Here is a 22,612-nt window from a genome sequence, read left to right as displayed (position 1 = left end):
ACGCAAAAAAAATCCCGCGACCGAATGAGTCGCGGGACAAAAAATGGGTTGGTTGCGGCCAACCAAAGGAGCATTTTAAAAGCGGTTACAGGCATTCCTGCGCGGCACGTTCGAAACTCGAAGGCATGAAGTTCGACGCCAGCAAGTGGCGCTCATACAAAAACACCTTGCCGCCATTCGGGGCTTTGTAGGCTTCGAGAACGTTGTCTGCCGCGACTTTGCTCGGCACCACGATCCGGTAGCTGCGCTGGGTTTGCGAGACCGTCGGGTTCAGTGCGCTGCCCTGCAACTTCGGCACCACGCAGTCGGCGTACTCGGCAGGCGTTTTTTTCGTCTGAAAAGTCAGCGTCGGGTCGTTCGGCGCGGAGGCGCAACCGGCCAGCAGCAAGGAGGCGAAAGCCATGACAGGAACAAATAAAGGGCGCATTGGTGAAGTCCTGAAAATAAAAAGTCGGGGTCGTTGAGCGTCTCGATGGAGGCGATTTTCCGACTTTGCCCGACAAAGCAGAACTTGCGTTTCTTGATTGTCACTATTACTTGAACCGATAGTTGCGCCGCGCTATCGCTGGTCAGATCAACTGCTGGTGGTTTCAGGAAGCTTGGCGATCGCTTTGATCTCGAACTCAAATCCATACAGCCACGTTACCCCGACGGCGGTTAACGTCGGGTGCGGTGCGTTACCCCAGAACTCCGGCACTACCTTCCAGATCGTTTCGAACTTCTCTTGCGGATCGACGATGAAGACCGTTACGTCAATCACGTCGTCGAAGGTGCAACCGGCAGATCCCAGGATCGCGTTCAGGTTGTTGAACGCGAGCCGAACCTGAGTCTCCAGGTCGGGCTCGGGTGAGCCGTCTTCGGTACTACCGACTTGCCCCGATACGAATAAAAAGCCATTGGACCGAATTGCCGGCGAATAGCGATTGCGCTCATAAAGCGCTTGGCGTCCGGGCGGAAAAACAACATCACGCTTGCTCATAAAGTGCCTCCAACAACGGGTCAAAGCCGACCCGCATTAATGATGAAGAGACTTTAAGGACTTGTGCCTGCACGATAAACGAGCAACTGTAGCCATCACTGTTTGTAAAACCCAAACAATCCAATAGATATCCGGGGCAGAAATGGACCGTTTCGATGCGATGCTGGCATTTGCTCGGGTGGTGGAAACGGGCAGCTTCACCAAGGCAGCCGAAACCCTGCATATGAGCAAGACGAGCGTGACGCAACTGGTGCAGCAGTTGGAGGCCCGGTTACGCGTCAAATTACTCAACCGCACGACGCGCAAGTGCAACGTAACCGCCGATGGCGCCGTCTATTACGAGCGTGTGGTAAGGCTGCTAGCCGACATGGACGATGCCGAGACCAGCCTGTCCAGCGCCTCGGCCCTGCCCAGGGGCCGGCTGCGAGTGGATGTGCCCAGCCCGTTGGCCAGCATGATTCTGGTACCGGCGTTGCCTGCGTTTCATGCTCGATACCCTGACATCCAGATCGACATGGGGGTCAGCGATCGCATCGTGGACATGATCGGTGAGAATGTAGATTGCGTCGTACGCGGCGGCGAACTAACCGATCAGTCTCTGATGGCCCGGCGGGTAGGCGAACTCCAGTTGGGCGTTTATGCGGCGCCGAGCTACCTGGAGCGCGTCGGTAAGCCGTCGCATCCGCAAGAGCTGGAAGATTCGCATCATCGTGTCGTCGGTTTCCTGTGGGCACGCACAGGCAAAGCCGTGCCTTATGCCATGCGCAGCAATAGTGAGAGTGTCCATATCAAGGGTCGCTATGTGTTGGCGGTCGACGATGGCAACGCCTACATCGCGGCCGGTCTGGCCGGCCTCGGCGTTCTTTGGCTGCCAGACTACATGTCCAAAACCTACGAAGCGCGCGGTGAGTTGGTCCGTTTGTTCGAAGATTGGCGCCTTGATCCGATGCCGATCTACGTGGCCTTTCCGCCGAACCGGCATATCAGCTTCAAGTTGCGCGTATTCATCGATTGGGTCGCTGAGCTGATGGCACAGCATGCGCCGATCATGATTCGTGAGGCGTCGGGAATCTGACCTGGATAAAACCAAGCCCCGCCATAAGCGGGGCTTGATGTATTTCACACGGCATCAGGGTTTACGCCCGCCGCCGGGATTTTGTCCTCCTCCTTTTTTGCCTATGTCAGATGCTTTCTCTCTATCTTCGACAAGGTTGCCGGCGCGCCCTCCTCCCTGTTCGCTGCCGGAGCGATTGGTATCGCGGGATTGACGTCCCCCTGAGGCCTGCCCACCTTTTTTGCCGGCGTCGGAAGTGCGTTGCGGATCGTTCATCATCCCGCCGCCCGACTGCCCGCCTTTTTTGCCAGCTTCGGAGGCTTTATCAGGGTCGTTGGCAAAATTGCCAGGTTTTTTGTCACCGGTGTTAGCCATTTTCGTTCTCCTCATTGTTTCGCGCGAACCTTTGTCGGCCCGTCTAATTCCGAGGGTTTCTGTGATTGAAAGTTTGAACTGATGCGTGATTCTTGCGACAAGCGGATTGGAATGATTAGTTCCAGAAAACTCCTGCTACGGCGACTAATGGGTGTGATTAAAACGAGTATAAAAACGGGTTCCGCTTAGACAAATTCATGAAAGAAAAGAGCGGTGAGGTCTGGCATCATTCAAAGCAGTTGCACTGAATCATCAGCTCTCTAATTTATCCCGTATGGAGGTACGTCGATGACAGAGCACATCGTCCACTTTCATTGCCAGATTGATCAGGGCACGATGGAACGCTTCAGGGACTGCTGCCTCGACGCCATCGACCAGGGCGCCTCATCGTTACTGCTGAATCTTTCCACCAGCGGTGGCAGCACCAATTTTGGCTTCGCCCTCTACACCTTCCTCAAATCCCTGCCAGTGCCGCTGTGCGCGATTAATGCCGGCAACATCGAGTCGATGGGCATCATCATGTACCTGGCCGCCGGCCGACGTATCACCGCGCCCCATTCGCGGTTTCTGATTCACCCCATGAATTGGTACTTCCCCCAAAGCTCGGTCGACCATCAACGCCTGCGCGAATACCTCTTGAGCCTGGATAACGACCTCGCGCGTTATGTGCAAATCTTTGCCCTGGAAACGGCCAACGCGGATACCAAACTGGATATTTTTCATTGCCTTTCAGCGGAAGAGAAAGTGATTGCGGCGCATGAATCCCTGGCGTACGGAATCGCCCACGAAATGCATCAGATGGTGTTTGCCGATAACGTCAAACACTGGAAAATCAGTGGCGGCTGACGCATGTTCGAGACGGACCTGAGCTTTTCGTTACCGATGCGTCAGGTGCCAGCAATGGGCTGAATGTCCAGGGTCATTCCGTCACTCAGCGTGAGTTTCAAATCCTTGATAGTGCCGGCCACACGGTCCTTGAAAACCGGTTCGCCCTCGGGATCAAGTTCATCGTAGATAAAGCGGTTGCCCTCGAGCCAGCCGATGGCCGTTTGCAGTTCCGGGGTGAGGTAATACTTGCCGTCCAGAAAAAAACCGGCAAACGGTTCTACCCTTTCCCGATTCTCGACTTCGTAGCGCACGCCGGGAGTCATTCCTGTGGATTCATCAATCATGATGCGTACCTCGTCATGGTGTCTGAACTTGGCGCCCTACCTGTTTCAAGGCGTCGACAAAGCGGGCTCGACGGGACGTCTGTGCATCAGACCTCCCGCCTTGCCCTGATACCTGTCAAGAAGTTCCCAGCCCACGCGACAGATCGGCCGGGGTTTCGGCCGCGGTCTTGCGCATCTCGCCCGTTTCTCCAGCGATTGCATCGCGGGGCTCTGTGGTTTCCATCACCTTTTCGCGCACCGCCTCATAGCCCTCCCGTGCTTGCTGTTTGACCTTGCCGGTGAGGCTTGCGCTGGTCCTGCCCAGATAACGGCGCTCCGTTGCGGTGGTGGGTAACGCCGCGCCCAGCAACGCGCCCACAGCGATACCCATCGCGGCCATCAGCAGGGGTTGCTCCTTGAGTAGATGACTGAACTGGTCGCTCATTTCATGAGTCCTGCGCGACAGGCGATCACTGGTGTCATGGACGGTGTGACTGAGCTGATCGGTCTTCGCATGCAGGCTGTCGCTCAGGTGCGCGGCCTTACCCTTGACCGCCTGATAGCTGTCCTTGAGCGAATCGGTGGTGGTGTGAAGACGCTGTCGCGCGCTGTCCAGCCCCTCAGAGAGCCCTTCACCCAAGTCATCGGCCCAGTCGATATCCGGCTCCGGCTCGACGCGATATTCCCTGGGCGTTGGCGGACGATTCTGGCTCATCATCAACCACATCAGCCCGACCGAGGTCAGCACCGCGGGCACGGGGTTGTTGCGCACGCTGGTGCCCAGATTGGTCAGGAAAGTCGAGCCGTTGCTTTTCATCAGCAGCAGTGCCTGATCGAACATCTGGCCGGGGGTAAACTTGCTTTCCAGCGCGTCGACGATATGCCCGATGTTCTCCCGTTGCGCATCGATTTCACGTTCGATGGTTTCCGGGCTCTTGGCCGCTTCGGTTTCAAATTCTCGGTTCATGACACTTTCCTCCGCAGGGCTTCCTGGTCTTTGTTCAAGGCGTCCAGGGTGCGATCAGGCTTGAAGTGGGAAGGCTCGAATTGTTTTTTGCCTGCCTGCAGCATCACAAACCCGATGACCATCACCACGACGCCGACAATCAGCGCGGCCAGCCAGGGCGCCATCACCAGGCTCAAGGCATAGACCACAGCCATCAGCAGAATGATGAACCCGGCAAGCAGCACAATGGCGCCACCGGCGACCCCGGCAATCCCTGCTTTCAATGTCGTCAGGCTGGCCTGCAATTCCACTTTGGCCAACGCCAGCTCCTTGGTGAATAACGCCGGTACTTCCCGAGTTAGCTGCCGCAATAAACCGACCACGGAAGCGTCATGATCAACTGTCGTGACAGACGGTGTGACGGGTGGTGTGCGTTGCAGTTCTGGATCTTCTCTGTTCATCACCGTTCTCCTGAGAAGGGGCTGGACCCCGACATTGAGGAACTGTCGCCACGATGGTCGGGCGCGCTCGGCGAGGACGGCGTGATGCTAGAGGCCAACCCGGGCGACAGCTCGCCTCCGGGCGGCATCGAAGTTTCATAAAGTCCTTGCGAGCCATCGCCAGTGAACGTGGCTGTGCTGCTCTGGGCAGCAAACTCACGGTCGGTTGTTGTCGGCAGGGTCGCCGTGCCCGCTTTCAGGAACCGCGACAGACCAAACCCCACCGCGATGCTGCCGACAATGAACAGCCCCGGATTGTCGCGTGCCAGGTCAGCGCCATCGTGCAAAAGCTCTTCGGCGCTTTTGCTGCGCAGTTTTCCCGCCAGGCTGCTCATGCTGTCGGCCATGTCTGCCAGGTAATCGGACATCCCAAACGTATCGTTAGTCCTGATCTCGGAAACGACTGACTGGGCGCCTCTGGCCAATGCTTCAATTTGATCCGCTGCGGTATCGCGGTATTGGCCGAACTGCTCATCGGCCTGATGCCGCGCACCGCCTATCGCTTCGGTAACCTCCTCCTTTAAATGCTGAAAGTTTTGTTCGGAGCCTGCGGAATCCCGTGGGGCATCCGGTTGTCCGGTTCTGCTGTCTGGAATAGTCATGTCATCCATCGCCTTCGTAATGAACACGTCAGGAAGTGGCCGCGGGGTGTCCGCGGTGGTGCTTCATTGCAGATGACGAGGGTGTCTGGCGGGGAGTTCCAAGCAGATGATGAAGTGATGAAAAGTACGCTGCGGAACCTGTGGGAGCGGGCTTGCCCGCGATGATGGCGGCACATTCAACATTGATGTCGGCTGACACATCGCTATCGCGGGCAAGCCCGCTCCCACAGGATTGCGTTCGCTGGATGCATTGCCCAGCAAAAACCTGCTAAGTTGTACGATGACAGACGAGATGCGTATATCTCGTCTGTCATCCCTATAACAACAAGGAAAAATACCCATGAAAAAAACGAAATTGCTTATCGGCTTCTTGTGCCTCTTCAGCGGCTATGTGATGGCAGCCCCTTCATCGGGCGAGAAGGATGTCGCCGTGGCGGTAGATCATCTGACGCAAGCCATGCTGACCAAGAACATTCCCCAACTGAATGCGCTCACCGCTGAAAACCTCACCTACGGCCATTCCAGCGGGAAAATCCAGGACAAGAAAGCGTTCATCGCCGACATCGAAACCGGCAAAAGCGCTTTCAAGACCCTGGAAATGCAGGGGCAGACCATTACGCTGTCGGGTGATGTGGCTTTGGTACGGCATCATTTTTCGGCACAAGCCCTCAAGGGTGAAGAGATCGTCCCGACCGAAATCGAGAACTTCCAGATCTGGCAGAAACAGAAAGGCAAATGGCTACTGGTAGGACGACAAGCGTTCCGCTTCTGATTTTTGCTTGGCTCAAAAGATCGCAGCCTTCGGCACCTCCTTGTATCTCGACTATCGCTCCGTCAGGAGCGATAGTTCTCGACTGATCATCGAGGGAGGGACCTGGAAGCTCGCTTGAGGCTGTGTTTACTGACCCGTACGACGCGCAGCGTGTCGCCGACAGAGGCGACTCTGTCAGAAACTTCCGAAATTTTGTGGATTGCTCGAAGATCGTTCCCACGCTCTGCGTGGGAATGCAGCCCGGGACGCTCCGTGTCCCTTGCGGAGCCGAACGCGGAGCGTCCGTTGAGGCATTCCCACGCGGAGCATGGGAACGATCTACGTGGGGATTTTTGAGCCATGCTCCTAGGGCAAAGCATCATCAACCCCGCTCGCGAAGCGCTCAATCATCCTCATGCAACTTGATGCCGCGTTTATGCAGCAGATACGGAACCAGCAGCACCAACAGCGTCAGCACCAGGACCGACGCCGCAATCGGTTGCGTCACAAATATCATCCAGTCGCCCTGGCTGATGGACAAGGCGTTGCGCAGTTGTTTTTCCGCCATCGGCCCCAGCAGCATGCCCACGATTACCGGGGCGACGGGGAAATCGAAACGCCGCATCAACACCCCGGCCCAGCCGATGGCCAACATCAGAAACAGGTCGAACGTCGAGTGGCGCATGCCGTACACGCCAATGGTGGCGAACACCAGAATGCCGGCGTTCAGGTACGGTCGTGGAATCTGCAAGAGTTTGACCCACAGGCCCACCAACGGCAGGTTCAGCACCAACAGGATGGCGTTGCCGATGTACAGCGAAGCCACCAGCGTCCAGACCAGCTCGCCCGAGGTCTGGAACAGCAGCGGCCCCGGTTGCAGGTTGTAGTTCTGGAATGCGGCCAACAGGATCGCCGCCGTGGCGGAGGTCGGTATGCCCAGCGTCAGCAACGGCACCAGAGAACCGGTCGCGCTCGCATTGTTGGCCGCCTCCGGCCCGGCGACACCCTCGATGGCGCCCTCGCCTTTGCTGGCGGCGAACTCTTGCGGGTACTTGCTGAGTTTGCGTTCGGTCGAATAAGACAGGAACGTCGGAATTTCCGCGCCACCGGCCGGAATCGAGCCAAAGGGAAAACCGATCAAGGTGCCCCGTAGCCACGCGGGAACCGAGCGTTTCCAGTCGGCACGGGTCATCCACAACGAGGTCAGGCGATGTCGGCTGCCCGTTTCTTCCTTTTGGTAGAGCACGCTGTACAAGGCCTCACCGACGGCAAACAAGCCGACCGCCACCAGCACGACCTCAATGCCATCGACCAGTTCGGGCACCTCCATGGTGTAGCGGGCAATGCCCGAGGTCGAGTCCAGGCCGATCAAGCCGATGGTCAGCCCGATCCCCAACGAGGCGAAGCCGCGCAGCATCGACGCACCGAGCACCGCCGACACCGTGGTGAAGGCCAGCACCAGAATCGCGAAATACTCCGCGGGCCCGAACTTCAGCGCCAGCGTGGCCACGAGGGGGGCGAACAGCGTCAGCAAGATCGTCGCGATGGTGCCGGCCACGAATGAACCTATCGCGGCCGTCGCCAAGGCCGGGCCTGCCCGTCCGTTGCGGGCCATGAGGTTGCCTTCCAGGGCCGTGACCATGGAGGACGACTCCCCCGGGGTGTTGAGCAGAATCGAGGTGGTGGAGCCGCCAAACTGAGCGCCGTAATAGATACCGGCGAACATGATCAGCGCGCCGGTAGGATCGACCTTGGCGGTAATCGGCAGCAGCAAGGCGACGGTCAGCGCCGGCCCGATTCCCGGCAAAACACCGATCGCAGTACCCAGCAAGCAGCCAATAAAACCCCACATCAGATTGATCGGCGCCAACGCGGCACCGAAGCCGCTTGCCAGACTCGAGAGAATGTCCACCTTGTCGACCTCCTTCGGCCCGGATCAGATCCAGGCGTTGATCAAGGGCGGAAGGGAAACCCCTAGCCCGGCGGTGAAAAGCCAGTAAATCGGCAGTGTCAGGGCGATGCCGATGGCCAGGTCCCGCAGCGGGCTGCGACTGCCAAAACCCCGTGCAGAACAGGCAAACAGCAATGCTGCCGCCAATACGAAGCCGATGTAGGTAATGAGCAAGGCAACGCCCACCAGCCCCGCCGTGACCCAGGTTGCGCCGAGCTTGCCGCCGGGCTGAGCCAGGGTGGTCTCATGGTCGTCGGGAAGATTGCGAAAACCTCCGGTGAGCGCCTGATAGCACATCAACAGACCGACGACGCCCAGAAACGCCGCGACGGCGTAGGGGTAGACGTACGCCGCCATGATGACGAAGCCCATCTCGGGAGGAAACCGCGAGGCGCCGAACGCCAATACCGCGCTGATGGCGACGACACCTAAGCCAATTGCCAGTTGGGCCGGCATGACTCTCCAGCGCCCGGCCATCTCAAAGCAGCCCGACCTTGACCAGCATTGCGCGCAGGCGCCCATGTTCTTCTTCGACGAATTTGCCGAAGTCATCCCCGGTCAGAATGCTCGGTGACCATGCATTGGTTTTTACGTTTTCTTGCCAGACGTTGCTTTTGGTGGCGGTCAGGACGGCTTCGGTCAGTTCTTTGCGCTGGTCAGGCGTCAGGCCCGCTGCGCCGTAAACGCCACGCCAGTTGCCGATCGTCACGTCATAGCCACTTTCTTTGAGAGTCGGTGCATCGATGCCTTCAACGCGGCTGGGTGCGCCAATGGCGAGTAGCCGGAACTGCTTGGACTGCACGTATTTGGCAAGCTCGGCGTAGCCGCCGGTGATCACCGTGATGTGGCCCCCCAGCGTCGCGGCGACGACTTCGCCGCCACCGGCAAAGGCCACGTAATTCACCTTGTTGACGGGGACGTCCATTTTGCTCGCCAGTTCGGCGATGCCGATGTGGTCGATCGACCCCTTGGAGCCACCGCCCCATTTGATATTGGACGGGTTGGCTTTGAAGTCTTTGATCAAGTCGTCCAGGGTTTTGTATGGGGAGTCGTCACGCACGGCAATCACGTTGTATTCGGTGAACAGCCGGGCGATCGGCGTCACGTCCTTCAAGGTGATTTGCGGTTTGTTCTGCTCGATGGACGCGACCATGATTGCGCCGACCACCAGCAGGGCATTGGCGTCGCCCTTGGTGCCGTTGGCAAATTGCGCCAAGCCCAGGGTGCCACCGGCGCCGCCCTTGTTCTCGAAGGTAGCGGACTTTGCCGTTTTCGCCTCGACCATCGCCTTGCCCAGGACGCGTGCGGTCTGGTCATAACCACCACCGACCGAACCGGGGGCCATGAACTTGACGGTGTCCAGCGCAAAAACCGGTGATGCGAGCGCGGCGGCGGTAACTAAAACGGCGAGGTTGCTGCTGAATCGACGGGCCAATGCAAACATGAGTCGTCTCCGGATAGCTGTTCTTGTTGTTTTCGATCAGGGAGAAGCCCCTGTTCGTTGAACATGCGTCTGGAATAAGCGTAGGTCATAGTTGTGTTTGTTGGCGGTATTTCAATGGCCTGCCTGCCGCCACTATTCCTACGAAAAAAACAGCACATCGACTCAATATTCCCGCCCGAATCTACGCAACCATGGCCTCGCGAATCACCTCTCACTTAATCCGTAAGGACATTCACCATGGCCATTGCAAAAGCTGTTCCCGGTAAAACCCTGCTGACCCCGACCGACCACACCCTGATCATGATCGATCACCAGTCGCAGATGTCGTTTGCGACCAAGTCCATCGATGCCGTCACCCTGCGCAACAACGCCGCCCTTGTCGCCAAAGCCGCAAGGGGCTTCAAGGTATCGACCATCCTCACCACCGTCGCCGAGAAGAGTTTTTCCGGCCCGATTTTCGACGAAATCAAATCGGTATTCCCGGAACACAAGGTGATCGACCGCACCAGCATGAACACCTGGGAGGACGAGCGTATTGCCGTCGAAGTCAACGCAGCCGGCAAGCAGAAAATCGTTCTGGCCGGCCTGTGGACTTCCGTATGCATCGTTGGCCCGGCCCTTTCGGCGATTGACCAGGGTTTCGAGGTCTACGTGATTGCCGACGCCTGTGGCGATGTCACCACCGAGGCCCATGAAATGGCCTTGCAACGCATGATCCAGATCGGCGCCCGTCCCATGACATCGTTGCAGTACTTGCTTGAGCTCCAGCGCGACTGGGCACGTACCGAGACTTACGACGAGACGGTGAAAACCTCCATCGCCAACGGTGGTGCCTATGGTCTGGGCCTGATCTACGCCAAGACCATGTTCAACGCCTCTGAAGGCCATTGAGAGAAAACAGCGACTCTTTGGAGTCGCTGTTTCAGGGGGCGATCAATGATGTTTTCTTTACAAGCCCCCCCCGCTCATGCCCGGTCGGGAGGACGTGGCCAAAGCGTCCTTCTGGCTCTGCGTGCTTTTCGCCGGAACGGCCTTGGCGGATGAAGCACCGGCAACCGCGCAAGGATTCCTCGAGGGCGCGCAGCTTGAGGTGCTCAGTCGAAATTTCTTCCTCAACAGCGACTACCGTTCACCCTCGCCTTCGGGCAAGAACTACAAACAAGAGTGGGCTCAAGGCTTTATCGGCTCTTTTGAATCCGGATTCACACCCGGCACGCTAGGTTTCGGCGTCGACAGCCACGCCTTTACGGGGCTGAAGCTCGACGGCGGCAAAGGGCATTCGGGAACGGGGTTACTGCCACTGGACAGTGACGGTCGTAGCGAAAGCAACTATTCCAGTGCCGGTGGCGCACTGAAAATCAGGGCCTCCCGAACCACCCTGGCCTTCGGTGAAATGACCGTCGAAACCCCGGTGTTCGACACCGCCGACAAACGCCTGCAACCGGAATACGCCACGGGTTTTCTGCTGAACAGCGGCGAAATCGACAACGTGAATCTGGTGACCGGTCATTTCACGGCGTTCAAGAATCAAGACAACACCTCGGGCAAGGGCAACTTTTACGGCTACGGTGCCAACACCGAGGCCGGAGGCATCACGCTTCTGGGCGCCGACCTGTTCACACACAGTCCTGTCGGCGGCGCCCTGTATGCCTCCGAACTGAGCGATACCTGGCGTCAGTACTACGGCAACCTGCACCTGAAACAGTCCGGATTGTTCCTCGACGCCAACCTGTATCGCACGCAAGACACCGGCAAGGCGCTGGCCGGTACCATCGACAACACCGCCTACAGCCTGTCGGGCAAATACACCGTTGATGCGCATGCCTTTACCCTGGCCTGGCAACGCATCGATGGCGACACACCGTTCGACTTCGTCGGTGGCGACTCCATTTACCTGGCCAACTCGATCAAATACGCCGACTTCAACGGCGCCCACGAACGCTCTTGGCAGGCACGCTACGACCTCGATCTCGGCGCTTATGGAATACCCGGCCTAAGCTTCATGACCCGTTATGTCAGGGGCAGCGACATCGATGGCACCCGTGCGCCCAAGGGTGGGACCTACAACCCGTTCGACCCGACTGTCGGCGAGTACGTACCTCAACAAGGCGATGGCGGGCGGCATTGGGAGCGCGACATAGACCTGCGCTACATCGTGCAATCAGGTGCCGCCAAGGGTTTGTCGTTGCAACTGTCCCATGTGTCTCACCGAGCTAACAGCGCCCAGGCGGGCGATGACATCGACAGGGTTTACGTTGTCATCCAGTATCCGCTGACCTTCGGGCACCTATGATCAGCGTCACGATGGAAATGGCGGAAGGCAGCCGGAGTCGAACCTGCCCGGGAACGGATGCCGTCCCCAACCGGGTTTGAAGCCCGGCCGCGCCACCGGGCGCGATTGCCTTCCTTGAACTCAGTTTTCTGTTTGTTGGGCCAATGCATTGTCGAGCCGGATATGGCGCCGATCGCCAAAGCGCCGGGTCAGGCCGATTCGGTCGAAGTACTCAAGAATCTGAATGCTGCGCTTGCGCCCCAGGCCCACGGCATCGCGAAACGCGGTGACCTGAATCACCGGGTCATCGCTGGCCAGTTGCACCAGCATAGCCGCCAATCGGCGCACCAGTGTCTCGGTATAAAACAAGTCACGGACCACTTGGTGCACCAACCCCAGCCGCGCCATCTTGCGCAGCAGCAGGCGCACGGCGGCCTCTTCATGGCCCGTCGCTTTAGCCAGATCACGCACCCATGGCGGATCGAAACCCGCCTGTTCGAACAACGGCTGTAATTGTTGCCACAGGGTTTCGTCATCCTCGCTCAACCGCACTTGGTGATCGGGCAAATGCAACCATGGGCCACTGGCGACGATCGCACCGCTGACCAGCAATTCGTCGAGCAGGCTGATAAAGGTCGGCCGGTCCAGCGCGGTGCCGGCGAAGCGACGCAGGCGATCCCTGTCCGGTCCCATTTGATCCGGTTCGAGTTGATGAAAGCGTGCGAGATGTTCCAACAGTGGCGCTTTCAAGGCTTCCCAGCGGGCGGCGCTGAACAGCAACGGCCCCTGCCGCGTATCGATCAAACGCACGTCATCGGGCAATTCCCAGCTATCGCGCGGACGATTGAACTGACGCTCCAGACGTTGCGGATCGAGTCCGGTGTCGCTGTTGGCCAGCAGCGCTGGCAGTGCTTCTTCCAGACTGGTCGTGGTGGCCAGCGCCTGTAGCTGCGCCAATCGTTCGGGGCTGCGACGGTGTCGGGCCGGGGCAAACGGGTCGAGCACCCGGCCACCGCCGAGGGTGCGCTGAGCGCTTTGATCGCGCAGGATCAAACGGTCGCCCTTCACCACCAGCACCGGCGCGTTCACCAGCAATTGCGCGAACATCTGCTCACCCGGTGCCAGGCTGACACCCTCCAGCAACGCCACTCGCCCGGTCACGTCCTGAGTGCCGAGATGCACGTGCACTGGCTGAAAGTGCTCGAAGCTTCGCGCCTCGCTGACCAACAAGGTCATCTCGATATCCAGACGCTGGGTCGGCGCATGCAGCCATTCGGCCAACAGCCAGTGGCCCCTGTGAATCTGCTCCAGGGCCAAACGGTCGGCACTCAGGTTCAGCGCGACTCGCTGCCCGGCCGTCGCGCTGTCGGCCGCTTGGTTCTGCGCATGCAGGCCTCGCACCCGTACCGGTTTGCCCAGCGGACTCAACATCAGCGTATCGCCCACGGCCACCTGACCAGACAACGCGGTGCCGGTCACCACGATCCCGGCGCCGGCCACGCTGAAAGCCCGATCAATCGCCAAGCGGAAACCGCCGCTGAAACTGCGTTGAAGCACCTCATGTTGCGCACCCAGCAAGGCCTGACGCAGTGCCTCGACGCCTTCGCCGGTCACACTCGACAGCGCGATTTGCGGCGCGTCGGCATAAGGGCCGGGTGCGAGCAATGCTTCGATCTGTTCCCGGACGGCTTGCACACGAGCAGGGTCGACGCGGTCGCATTTGGTGATTGCAATCAGTGCCCGAGGAATGCCCAGCAACTCGACAATCGCCAGATGTTCGCGGGTCTGCGGCATGACGCCGTCATCGGCCGCCACCACCAACAACACCAGATCAATGCCCTGAGCCCCGGCCAGCATGTTGTGGGTGAAGCGCTCATGACCGGGTACGTCGATAAAACCGGTCAGGGCGGCCCCCGGCTCCAGCGCCGCGTAGATGTAGCCGAGGTCGATGGTCATGCCGCGTTCGCGTTCTTCCCGGCGACGGTCGCCGGCCTGGCCGGTCAGAGCCTGGAGCAAGGAAGTCTTGCCGTGATCAATATGCCCAGCGGTGCCGACAATCACCCGTCCCGGCCCTCCTCCTGCAGCTGATCGAGTTGCGCCATCCACACGGCTTCGTCGTCGAGTTGGCGCAGGTCCAGCCAAAGCGCATCGCCGTCGATGCGCCCGAGCACCGGAATCGGCAACCGGCGAAACGCTGCCTCCAGCCCCAGCAATCGCCGCCCGCGCAGACGTTTGGAAACGTTGGGCCGCAGGCATAACGCAGCGCCAGGTAAGCGAGCCACCGGTTGGCTACCGCTGCCGATCATGCCCAGTGCCGGTACCGCGCTGACGCTCCAGCCGTCACCCAACACCTGCGCCAGTGACGGTTGCAGGCGTTCGGCCTGGGCGAAGATGTCGGCCTGGGGCCGGGTCAGCAGGCGCAGACTCGGCAGGCGTTCGGCCAGCCGATCAGGATCGCGGTACAGCGCCAATACGGCTTCAAGGGCAGCGAGGGTCAATTTGTCGACCCGCAGCGCGCGCTTGAGCGGGTTCTTCTTGATCTTCGCGATCAGGTCTTTGCGGCCGACTATCAGCCCGGCCTGGGGGCCGCCGAGCAGTTTGTCACCGCTGAAAGTGACGATGTCCGCACCATCGAGCAGCGCCTGGCGCACCGTCGGTTCGGCAGGCAGGCCCCAGCGGGTCAGGTCCAGCAGACTGCCGCTGCCCAGATCTTCCAGCAGCGGCAGCCCGTGACGGTGAGCCAGTTCCGCCAATTCCGCCGTCGGCACCCGGGCGGTGAAACCTTCAATGGAGTAATTGCTCGCGTGTACGCGCATCACCAGGCCACTGCGCGGACCGATGGCCGCCTCGTAATCGCGGGCATGGGTGCGGTTGGTGGTGCCCACTTCGTGCAGCCGCACCCCGGCGCGGGCCATGATGTCGGGAATGCGAAAGGCACCGCCGATTTCGATCAGTTCACCACGGGAAATGATGCCTTCCTTGCGCGCGCCCAGACTGTTGAGCGTCAGCAACACAGCGGCGGCGTTGTTGTTGACCACGGTCACCGCTTCGGCACCGGTCAGCTCGCGGATCAGGCCTTCGATCAAATCATCGCGGTCGCCGCGCTTGCCGCTGTGCAGATCGAATTCCAGATTGAGCGGATAGCGGGCGGCCAGTTGCACGGCTTCGATAGCCGACTCCGGCAACAACGCGCGCCCGAGGTTGGTGTGCAGCACCGTGCCGGTGAGGTTGAACACCCGCCGGACTTGGCTGCGGTGCTGGATCGCCAGGCGCTCGCCTGCCCTGCCCGCCAATACATCGGGGGCGATTTCAACGGCATTGAGTTCACCCTTGAGCACCGGTTCGCGCAAGTCATCAAGCAGTTGCCGCAGGCTGGCCAGCAGCGCGTCACGCCCATAACGCTCGGCCAGCGCCTGGCAGGCGGGATGGCGCAGCAAGCTGTCGATGGAGGGCAGCCGCAAGGCGTGGCTGGCGGAGGTTGCAGACATCAGAGGCTCCCGGAAGCGAATGACCGTCGCGTCTGAGTGTAGCCGCTGGGCTCATAGGGATAGGCTTAGGGGGATAGGCTCAAAGGGATAAGCTCAGTCACCTCCCGGTGCCAGCATCAGATTGGGCGATGGGCGCTGGTAGCCTTCCTGCTCCAGGCGCATGTCCAGCATCAGGCTGGACAGGTCCGCCGAGAGTGCTTCGGCTTCGGCGTCGTTTTCCAGGTAGATCAGCTTCAGGTAGCTGTTGCAGCCGGGGCAGACTTCCGCTCGCAACGGTGCCTGATTGGCAGCATGACGGTCATCCTCGAAGCTGACGTATTGAAGCCCCTTGCTCTGTTCGCAATACACGCACTTGACCCGCACCGCATGCCATTCGCAGGCGCATAACGAGCACACCAGATAACGCAATCCGTTGTATTTGCCGCGATGACGAATCACTCCGGCCATCGCCGGCGAACCGCAGGCCGGGCATTGGCTGAGGCTGTCGCCGCGCTTGAGTTCAAGGTTCGGTGAACTCAGCAGCCAATGGCTCCAGGCCGCTTGCAACGCTGCACCGAGGAACGGCACCAGCTCTGCCGGCAGCATTGAATACTGGCCGCTGACCAAGGCAATTGCCCAGGCTTTGAGCAGCCCCGGATTGGCACTGCGCAACGTCGCCACGGCGTTTTCTACCGCTGATTTTGGCGGTGGCTGATAGCGTTGCAACAAGGCTTCGAGAAAGGGTAGCCAAACATTTTCACGCACCAGACTGTCGGCGGCAAACGGTGGCAAGCCATGTTCTACGCACACCCGAAGACGTTCGGGATCGGGCATGGCGGCCACGGGCGGATCGTCCATCAGGTTCTGCTGAGCGTGGCACAGACCCGCGATCAAGCGCAGATAGTCCGCCATGGGATGCCCATCGGCCAGGCGTTCCAGACGCAGCGCGCGCAAGGTGAACAGGTTGTTCGGTGGCAGGTACAGAAACGGCGGTGAACTCGCCGCCGCTTCTATCTGCCCAGGCTCGAGGATCGTGGCCAAGGGGTCATCCTTTTTTGGTGATCGGTCGCTCAGGCGTTTCGTCTTGGGTCACTTCCCGGTACCAGAGCTCATGGTGTTTTCTCGCCCAGGCGCGGCTGACCCTGCCACGCACCATGGCGTGGACCGAGCCGCGAATCCAGATACCGGCATAGACGTGGACGATAATGCTCAGCACCAGGATGAACCCCGCCAGCGCATGCAGCAGCATCGCCCAGCGAATACCGGTGATGCCGAAGTACGCGCTGAACCAGGCACGCCAGATCACCAGCCCGCTGAACAACAGCACCAGCATGCAGATCAGCAACACCCAGAACAGTAGTTTCTGCGCCGGGTTGTATTTGCCGATTGGCGGCACGCCCTCCTCTTCGTTACGCATGACAGTCCCGACGCGCCTGAGCCACAACCGGTCGTTGGCGCTGAAGTAGTTCGCCCGCCAGAAACTGAACACCAGGCCGAGGAACAGCACAAACATCGCCACGCCCATGTACGGATGCAGAATGCGCGTCCACGAACCGCCGCCAAACAGGTTGCTGAGCCAGAACAACCCCGGATGGAACAAGGCCAGCCCCGACAGCGCGGCCATGAGAAACAGAATTGCCACCAGCCAGTGATTGGTGCGCTGGTTGGAGGTGTAGCGCAGGATCGGTTTTTCGTTCATGGCCTGTCCTCCCCGCCGGGTTTCGTCGGATCAAAGGTGTGCACCGATGGATCGAATTCATGCACCGCCGGGTCGAGGGTGACTGGATGTTCGTCCTCCTCGACCAGTTGAGGCCCGACGCGCACGTAATGGAAGAACCCGGCCAGCACCGCCGCGCCCATGGCCAGCAACGCCAGGGGTTTGCTCAGGCCTTTCCACAGGTCCACCAGCGGACTGATCGCCGGGTGATCCGGCAACCCGGCATACAACCTGGGCGTGTCGGCATGGTGCAGCACATACATGACGTGGGTGCCGCCGACGCCTGCGGGGTCATACAAACCGGCGTTTTCGAATCCGCGACTTTTGAGGTCGACGATACGTTCGGCGGCGTGTTCTTTCATGTCTTCCTTGGTGCCGAAAACGATGGCGCCGGTCGGGCAGGTTTTCACGCAGGCCGGCTCCAGCCCCACCGCCACCCGATCCGAACACAGTGTGCATTTATAAGCCTTGTGGTCCTTTTGCGAGATGCGCGGAATGTTGAACGGGCAACCGGTGATGCAATACCCGCAGCCGATGCAATGGTCCTGATCGAAATCGACGATGCCGTTGGCGTGCTTGATGATCGCGCCGGGGCTCGGGCACGCCGCCAGACAGCCGGGCTCGGCGCAGTGCATGCAGCCGTCCTTGCGAATCAGCCATTCGAGGTTTCCGGCGTCGGTTTCATGCTCGGTAAAGCGCATCAAGGTCCAGGTATCTGCGCTGAGGTCTTGAGGGTTGTCGTAAGTGCCGAGGTTGTGACCGACGTCGTCGCGCAGTTCGTTCCATTCCGAGCAGGCGACTTGGCAGGCCTTGCAGCCGATGCACTTGGTGGTGTCGATCAGCTTGGCCACTTCCTCTTGCGTGCGCACCGAGGGCGGCATGGTGGTGGTGGCCGAACGGGCGATGATGTCTTGGCTGGCCATTTAGACTTTCTCCACGTTGACCAGGAATGACTTGGATTCCGGGGTCTGTGTGTTGCCATCGCCGAGGAACGGCACCAGGGTGTTGGTCAGGTAACCGTGGCGGGTGGCGCCGGTGAAGCCCCAGTGCAACGGGATACCGATCTGGTGCACCACCTGATTGTTGACCTGCAGCGGACGAATCCGCTTGGTCACCACTGCCACCGCTTCGATGTGCCCGCGCTTGGAACTGACCCGAACCCGGTCACCGGCAGCAATGCCCTTCTCCTTGGCCAGCACTTCGCCGATTTCGACAAACTGCTCAGGCTGGGTCACGGCGTTGATCGGGCAATGCTTGGTCCAGAAGTGGAAGTGTTCGGTCAGCCGGTAGCTGGTCGCCGCATAGGGGAAGTCCTTGGCCTGCCCGAGGGTTTCCCAGACTGAATCGAAGATCCGCCCGGCCGGGTTGCTGGTCGCCTGCTTGTTGTTGGGGTGCATCGGGTTGATACCGATGGGCGTCTCGAACGGCTCATAGTGTTCCGGGAACGGCCCTTCGTTCATCTTGTCGAGGGCGAAGAAACGCGCCACGCCTTCGGGGTTCATGATGAACGGGTTCATCCCGGCTTCCGGCGGCACATCGGCCTTGTAGTCAGGCACGTCGGTGCCGGTCCAGACCTTGCCGTTCCACCACACCAGCCGTTTGTTCGGGTCCCATGGTTTGCCTTGAGGGTCGCAAGAGGCGCGGTTGTAGAGGATCCGTCGGTTCATCGGCCAGGCCCAGGCCCAGCCCAGGTTCTGCTTCATGCCGAAAGGATCGCTGTTGTCACGCCGGGCCATCAGGTTGCCCTGCTCGGTCCAGCTGCCGCAGAAGATCCAGCACCCGGAAGCCGTGCTGCCATCGTCCTTGAGTTGGCCAAAGCCGGACAGCTGCTGACCGGCCTTGACCACCGCGCCCGAGGCGTCGGTGACATCGGATACGGCGTAGCCGTTGAATTCCCGGGCCAGCTCTTCTGGCGTCGGGTCATCCGGCACTTTGTAGGGCCAGTCGAGCTTGAGGATCGGCTCGGCCCAGGCACCGCCATTGGCCTGATAGCGCTTGCGCAGGCGCAAGAACAACTCGGCCATGATCTTCACGTCCGTGTGCGCCTGCCCCGGGCCATCGGCGCCCTTCCAGTGCCATTGCAGCCAGCGACCGCTGTTGACCAGTGAACCGTTTTCTTCGGCGAAACAGGTGGTGGGCAGACGGATGACTTCGGTCTGGATCTCGGCCGTTTGCACATCGTTGTATGGCCCGACGTTGCGCCAGAACTCCGAGGTTTCGGTGGCCAGTGGGTCCATCACCACCAGCCATTTGAGTTTGGCCAGCGCCTTCATCACCCGGTTCTTGTCCGGCAAGGCGGCGATCGGATTGAAGCCCTGGCACATGTAGCCATTGACCTGCCCCTTGCCCATCATGTCGAACATTTTCAGGATGTCGTAGCCAGGAATGTCCAGCTTGGGCAGCCAGTCGTAACCCCAGTTGTTCTCTGCGGTGGCATTGGCGCCGTACCAGGCTTTCATCAGGCTGACGTGAAACTTGCCGTAGTTCTGCCAATAGGACATCTGCCCAGGACGCAGCGGCTTGAGTGCGCGCTTGGCGATGTAGGCGTTGTAATCCTGTTCAGCTTCGGCCGGCAGGGTCAGGTAACCGGGCAACAGGTTGGACAGCAAGCCCAGGTCGGTCAGGCCCTGGATGTTGGAGTGCCCGCGCAGAGCGTTGACGCCCCCGCCCGGCATGCCGACGTTGCCCAGCAGCAGTTGCACCATGGCCGCGCTGCGGATCATCTGCGAGCCGGTCGAGTGCTGGGTCCAGCCCAGCGCGTAAAGAATCGTCATGGTTTTGCCCGGTTGCGAGCAGGTGGCGATTTCTTCCCAGATTTTCTGCATCGCGTCCACGGGCATGCCGCAGACCTGACTGGCCAGCTCCAGGGTGTAGCGGCTGTAATGCTGCTTCATTAATTGATAGACGCAGCGTGGGTCTTGCAAGGTCGGGTCGACTTTGGCGAAACCGTCCTCGCCGATTTCATAGCCCCAGCCGGACTTGTCGGTATAGGTACGCTTGCTTGCGTCGTAACCGCTGAACAACCCGTCCTCAAAGCCGTAGTTGGCCTTGACGATGAACGACACGTCCGTATAGGCGCGTACGTATTCGTGCTGGATCTTGTCTTCGGTCAGCAGGTAATTGATCAGCCCGCCCATGAAGGCAATGTCGGTGCCGGTGCGGATCGGTGCGTAATAGTCGGCCACCGAGGCCGTACGGGTAAAACGCGGGTCAACCACAATCAGCCGCGCCTTGTTGTGGGCTTTCGCTTCGGTCACCCATTTGAAACCGCAAGGGTGCGCTTCCGCGGCGTTGCCACCCATCACCAGAACCAGATTCGCGTTGGCGATATCGGTCCAGTGGTTGGTCATGGCACCACGGCCATACGTCGGGGCAAGACTTGCCACCGTCGGGCCATGTCAGACACGTGCCTGGTTATCAAACCCCAGCATGCCGAGACTGCGAATCACCTTGTGGGTGATGTACCCCGCTTCGTTGGACGACGCCGACGCCGCGAGGAAACCGGTGGTCAGCCAGCGGTTCACCGTTTGCCCCTGGGCGTTCTTCTCGATGAAGTTGGCGTCGCGGTCGGCCTTCATCAGGTCGGCGATGCGATCCAGCGCTTCATCCCAGGAGATTCGCGTCCACTCCGTAGTGCCGGGCTTGCGTACCTGCGGGTACTGGAGACGGCTGGGGCTGTGAATGAAATCGAGCAGGCCTGCGCCTTTGGGGCAGAGCGTGCCGCGATTGACGGGGTGGTCGGCATCGCCTTCGATGTGGATGATGCTCTGGGCGACATTCTTCGCGTTGTCGCCCTGGCTGTACATGATCAAGCCGCAACCGACCGAGCAATACGGGCAGGTGTTGCGGGTTTCATGGGTATGGGCGAGCTTGAAATGACGCACTTGTTCGGCGAAAGCTGGCGTCGGGGCCATGCCCAGCGCGCCGAGGCTTGAGCCCGCAAGGCCGAGACCAGCGACCTTGAAGAACTGACGACGGTTGAGGTCCATCGTGCACTCCTGATCAGGTGGAAACCCGGTGCGTTGACCGGATTTTTCTGGACGATCACGGTGACGGCAGCGCAGCTACCGCCAATTAGAACTTTAGACAGTATTGCCGTGCACGGTCTGAAAACCGACCGTCGGCGGCTTATCGGTCACACACTGCTGCGCAATTCGCCAGCGGCAAAGGTTGGCGCTTATCATGACCGCCGGATTAACCCCCTGCCTTTTATGAGACTGAGCATGACTTTCGATTTTGATCAGGTGTTCGACCGCCATGGCACCGGCAGTACCAAATGGAGCCGCTACCCGGCCGACGTGTTGCCGATGTGGGTCGCCGACATGGACTTTGCCGCGCCGCCAGCGATCATTCAGGCGCTGCAAAAACGCCTGGAACACCCGATGCTCGGTTACAGCGTGGCTCAGGATGACTTGCGCGACGCCATCGTCGCCGACCTTTGGAACAAGTACGCCTGGCGTGTGCAACCTCAGGAGCTGGTCTTCCTGCCGGGTATCGAGTCGGGTTTCAACATGGCCCTGCATGCGCTGGTTCAGCCGCAGCAGAACGTGGTCGTGCAAACGCCAAACTACCCGCCGCTGCGCCATGCACCGGGCCACTGGCAGTTGAACAAAGTCGAACTGGACTTCGACGCGTTGGCCGATGGTACGTATGCGACGCCACTCGATGCCTTGCGCCAGGCGCTGCAAGGGGGCGGCGCGCTGCTGCTGAGCAACCCGCATAACCCGCTGGGCAAAGTCTTCCCGCGCGAGGAACTGCAAGCAGTCGCCGACATTTGCCTGGAGCAGGACGCCTGGATCATCTCCGACGAGATCCATTCCGAGCTGTGCTTCGACGGGCGCATACACATTCCGACCGCCTCGCTCAGCCCAGAAATCGCCAAGCGCACCATCACCCTGATGTCGGCGAGCAAGGCCTATAACATCGCCGGTTTGAAGACGGCGTTCATGATCATTCAGGACGCGGCACTGCGCCATCGAGTCAACAGCGCCCGTTGCGGCATGGTCGACAGCGTCAACCCGCTGGGCCTGGAAGCCACCCGCGTTGCCTACAGTAAAGGCGGCCCGTGGCTGACCGAGCTCATGGCCTACCTGCAAAGCAATCGGGATTATCTGGTGGAGGCGGTTCGCACGCGGTTGCCGGGAGTGACCATGAACATACCCCAAGGCACTTACCTGGCGTGGTTCGACTGCACGGCACTGGGGCTGGACAACCCGCAGCACTTCTTCCTCGAACAAGCCAAGGTCGGCCTGAGCGCCGGGCTGGATTTCGGCGATAACGCCCAGCAGTTCGTGCGCCTGAACTTCGGTTGCCCGCGGGCGCTGCTGGAGGAAGGGATCGCACGGATGGAGCGTAGTTTGCGTAACCGCCAGGCCTGACGGCTCAGCTAGACGCCGAAAACCC

21 protein-coding genes, 1 tRNA gene and 2 pseudogenes are annotated in these 22,612 nt (G+C 60.1%); 7 read left to right on the top strand and 17 right to left on the bottom strand.

What is annotated here, in order from left to right; all coding sequences use genetic code 11:
* Positions 1-85: 85 nt before the first annotated feature.
* Both KGB18_RS07545 and KGB18_RS07540 read right to left on the bottom strand, forming a co-directional pair.
* Positions 86-427 carry a hypothetical protein gene (locus KGB18_RS07545; RefSeq protein ID WP_123722772.1) on the bottom strand — a complete coding sequence of 114 codons (342 nt, stop codon included), beginning with the start codon at positions 425-427 and terminating at the stop codon, positions 86-88.
* Between the two features lie 147 nt (positions 428-574).
* Positions 575-979: a RidA family protein gene (locus tag KGB18_RS07540; RefSeq protein ID WP_123722773.1), complete on the bottom strand. Its 405-nt coding sequence runs from the start codon at positions 977-979 to the stop codon at positions 575-577.
* Between the two features lie 142 nt (positions 980-1,121).
* Between KGB18_RS07540 and KGB18_RS07535 the strand changes: the two genes are divergently transcribed.
* Entirely contained in the window at positions 1,122-2,054 is a 933-nt protein-coding gene (locus KGB18_RS07535) for a LysR family transcriptional regulator (protein WP_201060436.1), read from the top strand.
* A gap of 195 nt (positions 2,055-2,249) precedes the next feature.
* Here the strand turns inward: KGB18_RS07535 and KGB18_RS07530 are convergent.
* A pseudogene (locus KGB18_RS07530) lies at positions 2,250-2,408 on the bottom strand (general stress protein); the annotation flags it as partial.
* A 288-nt stretch (positions 2,409-2,696) separates the two neighbouring features.
* Between KGB18_RS07530 and KGB18_RS07525 the strand changes: the two are divergent.
* Positions 2,697-3,254: an ATP-dependent Clp protease proteolytic subunit gene (locus KGB18_RS07525; RefSeq protein ID WP_123494699.1), complete on the top strand. Its 558-nt coding sequence runs from the start codon at positions 2,697-2,699 to the stop codon at positions 3,252-3,254.
* A gap of 41 nt (positions 3,255-3,295) precedes the next feature.
* On the opposite strand, the gene KGB18_RS07520 is transcribed toward KGB18_RS07525, so the two are convergent.
* From KGB18_RS07520 to KGB18_RS07505, 4 genes are all read right to left on the bottom strand, one after another.
* The gene (locus tag KGB18_RS07520; RefSeq protein WP_123722776.1) at positions 3,296-3,580 is read right to left on the bottom strand and encodes a hypothetical protein; all 285 of its coding nucleotides are present in this window, start codon (positions 3,578-3,580) and stop codon (positions 3,296-3,298) included.
* A gap of 115 nt (positions 3,581-3,695) precedes the next feature.
* Positions 3,696-4,526, bottom strand: coding sequence for a DUF3618 domain-containing protein (locus KGB18_RS07515; RefSeq protein ID WP_123722777.1), 831 nt, complete (start codon positions 4,524-4,526; stop codon positions 3,696-3,698).
* Positions 4,523-4,966, bottom strand: a complete 444-nt coding sequence (locus tag KGB18_RS07510; RefSeq protein ID WP_187326492.1) for a phage holin family protein — start codon at positions 4,964-4,966, stop codon at positions 4,523-4,525. Before KGB18_RS07510 ends, KGB18_RS07515 begins: the two co-directional genes overlap by 4 nt.
* Positions 4,966-5,607 carry a hypothetical protein gene (locus KGB18_RS07505; protein WP_123722778.1) on the bottom strand — a complete coding sequence of 214 codons (642 nt, stop codon included), beginning with the start codon at positions 5,605-5,607 and terminating at the stop codon, positions 4,966-4,968. The genes KGB18_RS07510 and KGB18_RS07505 overlap by 1 nt, the downstream gene beginning before the upstream one ends.
* 340 nt (positions 5,608-5,947) lie before the next feature.
* On the opposite strand from KGB18_RS07505, the gene KGB18_RS07500 reads away from it, so the two are divergent.
* Together KGB18_RS07500 and KGB18_RS29990 are read left to right on the top strand one after the other, a co-directional pair.
* Positions 5,948-6,379, top strand: coding sequence for a nuclear transport factor 2 family protein (locus tag KGB18_RS07500; RefSeq protein ID WP_123722779.1), 432 nt, complete (start codon positions 5,948-5,950; stop codon positions 6,377-6,379).
* 87 nt (positions 6,380-6,466) lie between these two features.
* Positions 6,467-6,547 (top strand): annotated as a pseudogene (locus KGB18_RS29990) (LysR family transcriptional regulator); the annotation flags it as partial.
* Positions 6,548-6,761: 214 nt separating this feature from the next.
* Here KGB18_RS29990 and KGB18_RS07490 read toward each other — a convergent pair.
* The 3 genes from KGB18_RS07490 to KGB18_RS07480 are packed head-to-tail and all read right to left on the bottom strand — an operon-like array spanning position 6,762 to position 9,753.
* The gene (locus tag KGB18_RS07490; RefSeq protein WP_123722780.1) at positions 6,762-8,270 is read right to left on the bottom strand and encodes a tripartite tricarboxylate transporter permease; all 1,509 of its coding nucleotides are present in this window, start codon (positions 8,268-8,270) and stop codon (positions 6,762-6,764) included.
* A 24-nt stretch (positions 8,271-8,294) separates the two neighbouring features.
* Positions 8,295-8,786 (bottom strand): tripartite tricarboxylate transporter TctB family protein, encoded by a 492-nt coding sequence (locus tag KGB18_RS07485; protein WP_223569622.1) that lies wholly within the window; start codon positions 8,784-8,786, stop codon positions 8,295-8,297.
* Between the two features lies 1 nt (position 8,787).
* On the bottom strand, positions 8,788-9,753 hold the full coding sequence (locus tag KGB18_RS07480; RefSeq protein ID WP_123722782.1) for a tripartite tricarboxylate transporter substrate binding protein: 966 nt from the start codon (positions 9,751-9,753) through the stop codon (positions 8,788-8,790).
* A gap of 237 nt (positions 9,754-9,990) precedes the next feature.
* On the opposite strand from KGB18_RS07480, the gene KGB18_RS07475 reads away from it, so the two are divergent.
* On the top strand, positions 9,991-10,644 hold the full coding sequence (locus KGB18_RS07475) for a hydrolase (protein ID WP_123722783.1): 654 nt from the start codon (positions 9,991-9,993) through the stop codon (positions 10,642-10,644).
* A gap of 76 nt (positions 10,645-10,720) precedes the next feature.
* Positions 10,721-12,046, top strand: a complete 1,326-nt coding sequence (locus tag KGB18_RS07470) for an OprD family porin (RefSeq protein ID WP_223569621.1) — start codon at positions 10,721-10,723, stop codon at positions 12,044-12,046.
* An 18-nt stretch (positions 12,047-12,064) separates the two neighbouring features.
* Here the strand turns inward: KGB18_RS07470 and KGB18_RS07465 are convergent.
* From KGB18_RS07465 to fdnG, 7 genes are all read right to left on the bottom strand, one after another.
* A tRNA-Sec gene (locus KGB18_RS07465) sits at positions 12,065-12,160 on the bottom strand.
* A 6-nt stretch (positions 12,161-12,166) separates the two neighbouring features.
* The gene (gene selB, locus KGB18_RS07460; protein WP_223569620.1) at positions 12,167-14,086 is read right to left on the bottom strand and encodes a selenocysteine-specific translation elongation factor; all 1,920 of its coding nucleotides are present in this window, start codon (positions 14,084-14,086) and stop codon (positions 12,167-12,169) included.
* The gene (gene selA, locus KGB18_RS07455; protein WP_223569619.1) at positions 14,083-15,513 is read right to left on the bottom strand and encodes an L-seryl-tRNA(Sec) selenium transferase; all 1,431 of its coding nucleotides are present in this window, start codon (positions 15,511-15,513) and stop codon (positions 14,083-14,085) included. Before selA ends, selB begins: the two co-directional genes overlap by 4 nt.
* 93 nt (positions 15,514-15,606) lie before the next feature.
* Positions 15,607-16,533, bottom strand: coding sequence for a formate dehydrogenase accessory protein FdhE (gene fdhE, locus KGB18_RS07450; RefSeq protein WP_223569618.1), 927 nt, complete (start codon positions 16,531-16,533; stop codon positions 15,607-15,609).
* A 4-nt stretch (positions 16,534-16,537) separates the two neighbouring features.
* A complete protein-coding gene (locus KGB18_RS07445) occupies positions 16,538-17,191 on the bottom strand; it encodes a formate dehydrogenase subunit gamma (RefSeq protein ID WP_223569617.1) in 654 nt (217 codons plus the stop codon).
* Positions 17,188-18,132 carry a formate dehydrogenase subunit beta gene (gene fdxH / locus KGB18_RS07440; protein ID WP_201060426.1) on the bottom strand — a complete coding sequence of 315 codons (945 nt, stop codon included), beginning with the start codon at positions 18,130-18,132 and terminating at the stop codon, positions 17,188-17,190. Before fdxH ends, KGB18_RS07445 begins: the two co-directional genes overlap by 4 nt.
* Positions 18,133-21,198, bottom strand: coding sequence for a formate dehydrogenase-N subunit alpha (fdnG, locus tag KGB18_RS07435; protein WP_223569616.1), 3,066 nt, complete (start codon positions 21,196-21,198; stop codon positions 18,133-18,135). It lies immediately after the preceding gene.
* Between the two features lie 234 nt (positions 21,199-21,432).
* Here fdnG and KGB18_RS07430 point away from each other — a divergent pair, with 234 nt between their 5' ends.
* On the top strand, positions 21,433-22,587 hold the full coding sequence (locus KGB18_RS07430) for a MalY/PatB family protein (RefSeq protein ID WP_223569615.1): 1,155 nt from the start codon (positions 21,433-21,435) through the stop codon (positions 22,585-22,587).
* Positions 22,588-22,612 lie beyond the last annotated feature (25 nt).

It is taken from the genome of Pseudomonas sp. BF-R-26, from assembly GCF_019947395.1.
GTDB lineage: Bacteria > Pseudomonadota > Gammaproteobacteria > Pseudomonadales > Pseudomonadaceae > Aquipseudomonas > Aquipseudomonas farris.
This window is presented reverse-complemented; position numbering and strand designations above follow the sequence as displayed.

Coding starts and splice junctions, on each gene's coding strand:
- KGB18_RS07445 (WP_223569617.1), bottom strand. CDS start 17,191: ATGAACGAAAAACCGATCCTGCGCTACACCTCCAACCAGCGCACCAAT.
- fdxH (WP_201060426.1), bottom strand. CDS start 18,132: ATGGCCAGCCAAGACATCATCGCCCGTTCGGCCACCACCACCATGCCG.
- KGB18_RS07470 (WP_223569621.1), top strand. CDS start 10,721: ATGCCCGGTCGGGAGGACGTGGCCAAAGCGTCCTTCTGGCTCTGCGTG.
- KGB18_RS07430 (WP_223569615.1), top strand. CDS start 21,433: ATGACTTTCGATTTTGATCAGGTGTTCGACCGCCATGGCACCGGCAGT.
- KGB18_RS07520 (WP_123722776.1), bottom strand. CDS start 3,580: ATGATTGATGAATCCACAGGAATGACTCCCGGCGTGCGCTACGAAGTC.
- KGB18_RS07535 (WP_201060436.1), top strand. CDS start 1,122: ATGGACCGTTTCGATGCGATGCTGGCATTTGCTCGGGTGGTGGAAACG.
- selA (WP_223569619.1), bottom strand. CDS start 15,513: ATGTCTGCAACCTCCGCCAGCCACGCCTTGCGGCTGCCCTCCATCGAC.
- KGB18_RS07540 (WP_123722773.1), bottom strand. CDS start 979: ATGAGCAAGCGTGATGTTGTTTTTCCGCCCGGACGCCAAGCGCTTTAT.
- KGB18_RS07480 (WP_123722782.1), bottom strand. CDS start 9,753: ATGTTTGCATTGGCCCGTCGATTCAGCAGCAACCTCGCCGTTTTAGTT.
- KGB18_RS07515 (WP_123722777.1), bottom strand. CDS start 4,526: ATGAACCGAGAATTTGAAACCGAAGCGGCCAAGAGCCCGGAAACCATC.
- KGB18_RS07485 (WP_223569622.1), bottom strand. CDS start 8,786: ATGGCCGGGCGCTGGAGAGTCATGCCGGCCCAACTGGCAATTGGCTTA.
- KGB18_RS07500 (WP_123722779.1), top strand. CDS start 5,948: ATGAAAAAAACGAAATTGCTTATCGGCTTCTTGTGCCTCTTCAGCGGC.
- KGB18_RS07475 (WP_123722783.1), top strand. CDS start 9,991: ATGGCCATTGCAAAAGCTGTTCCCGGTAAAACCCTGCTGACCCCGACC.
- KGB18_RS07505 (WP_123722778.1), bottom strand. CDS start 5,607: ATGACTATTCCAGACAGCAGAACCGGACAACCGGATGCCCCACGGGAT.
- KGB18_RS07525 (WP_123494699.1), top strand. CDS start 2,697: ATGACAGAGCACATCGTCCACTTTCATTGCCAGATTGATCAGGGCACG.
- KGB18_RS07545 (WP_123722772.1), bottom strand. CDS start 427: ATGCGCCCTTTATTTGTTCCTGTCATGGCTTTCGCCTCCTTGCTGCTG.
- KGB18_RS07510 (WP_187326492.1), bottom strand. CDS start 4,966: ATGAACAGAGAAGATCCAGAACTGCAACGCACACCACCCGTCACACCG.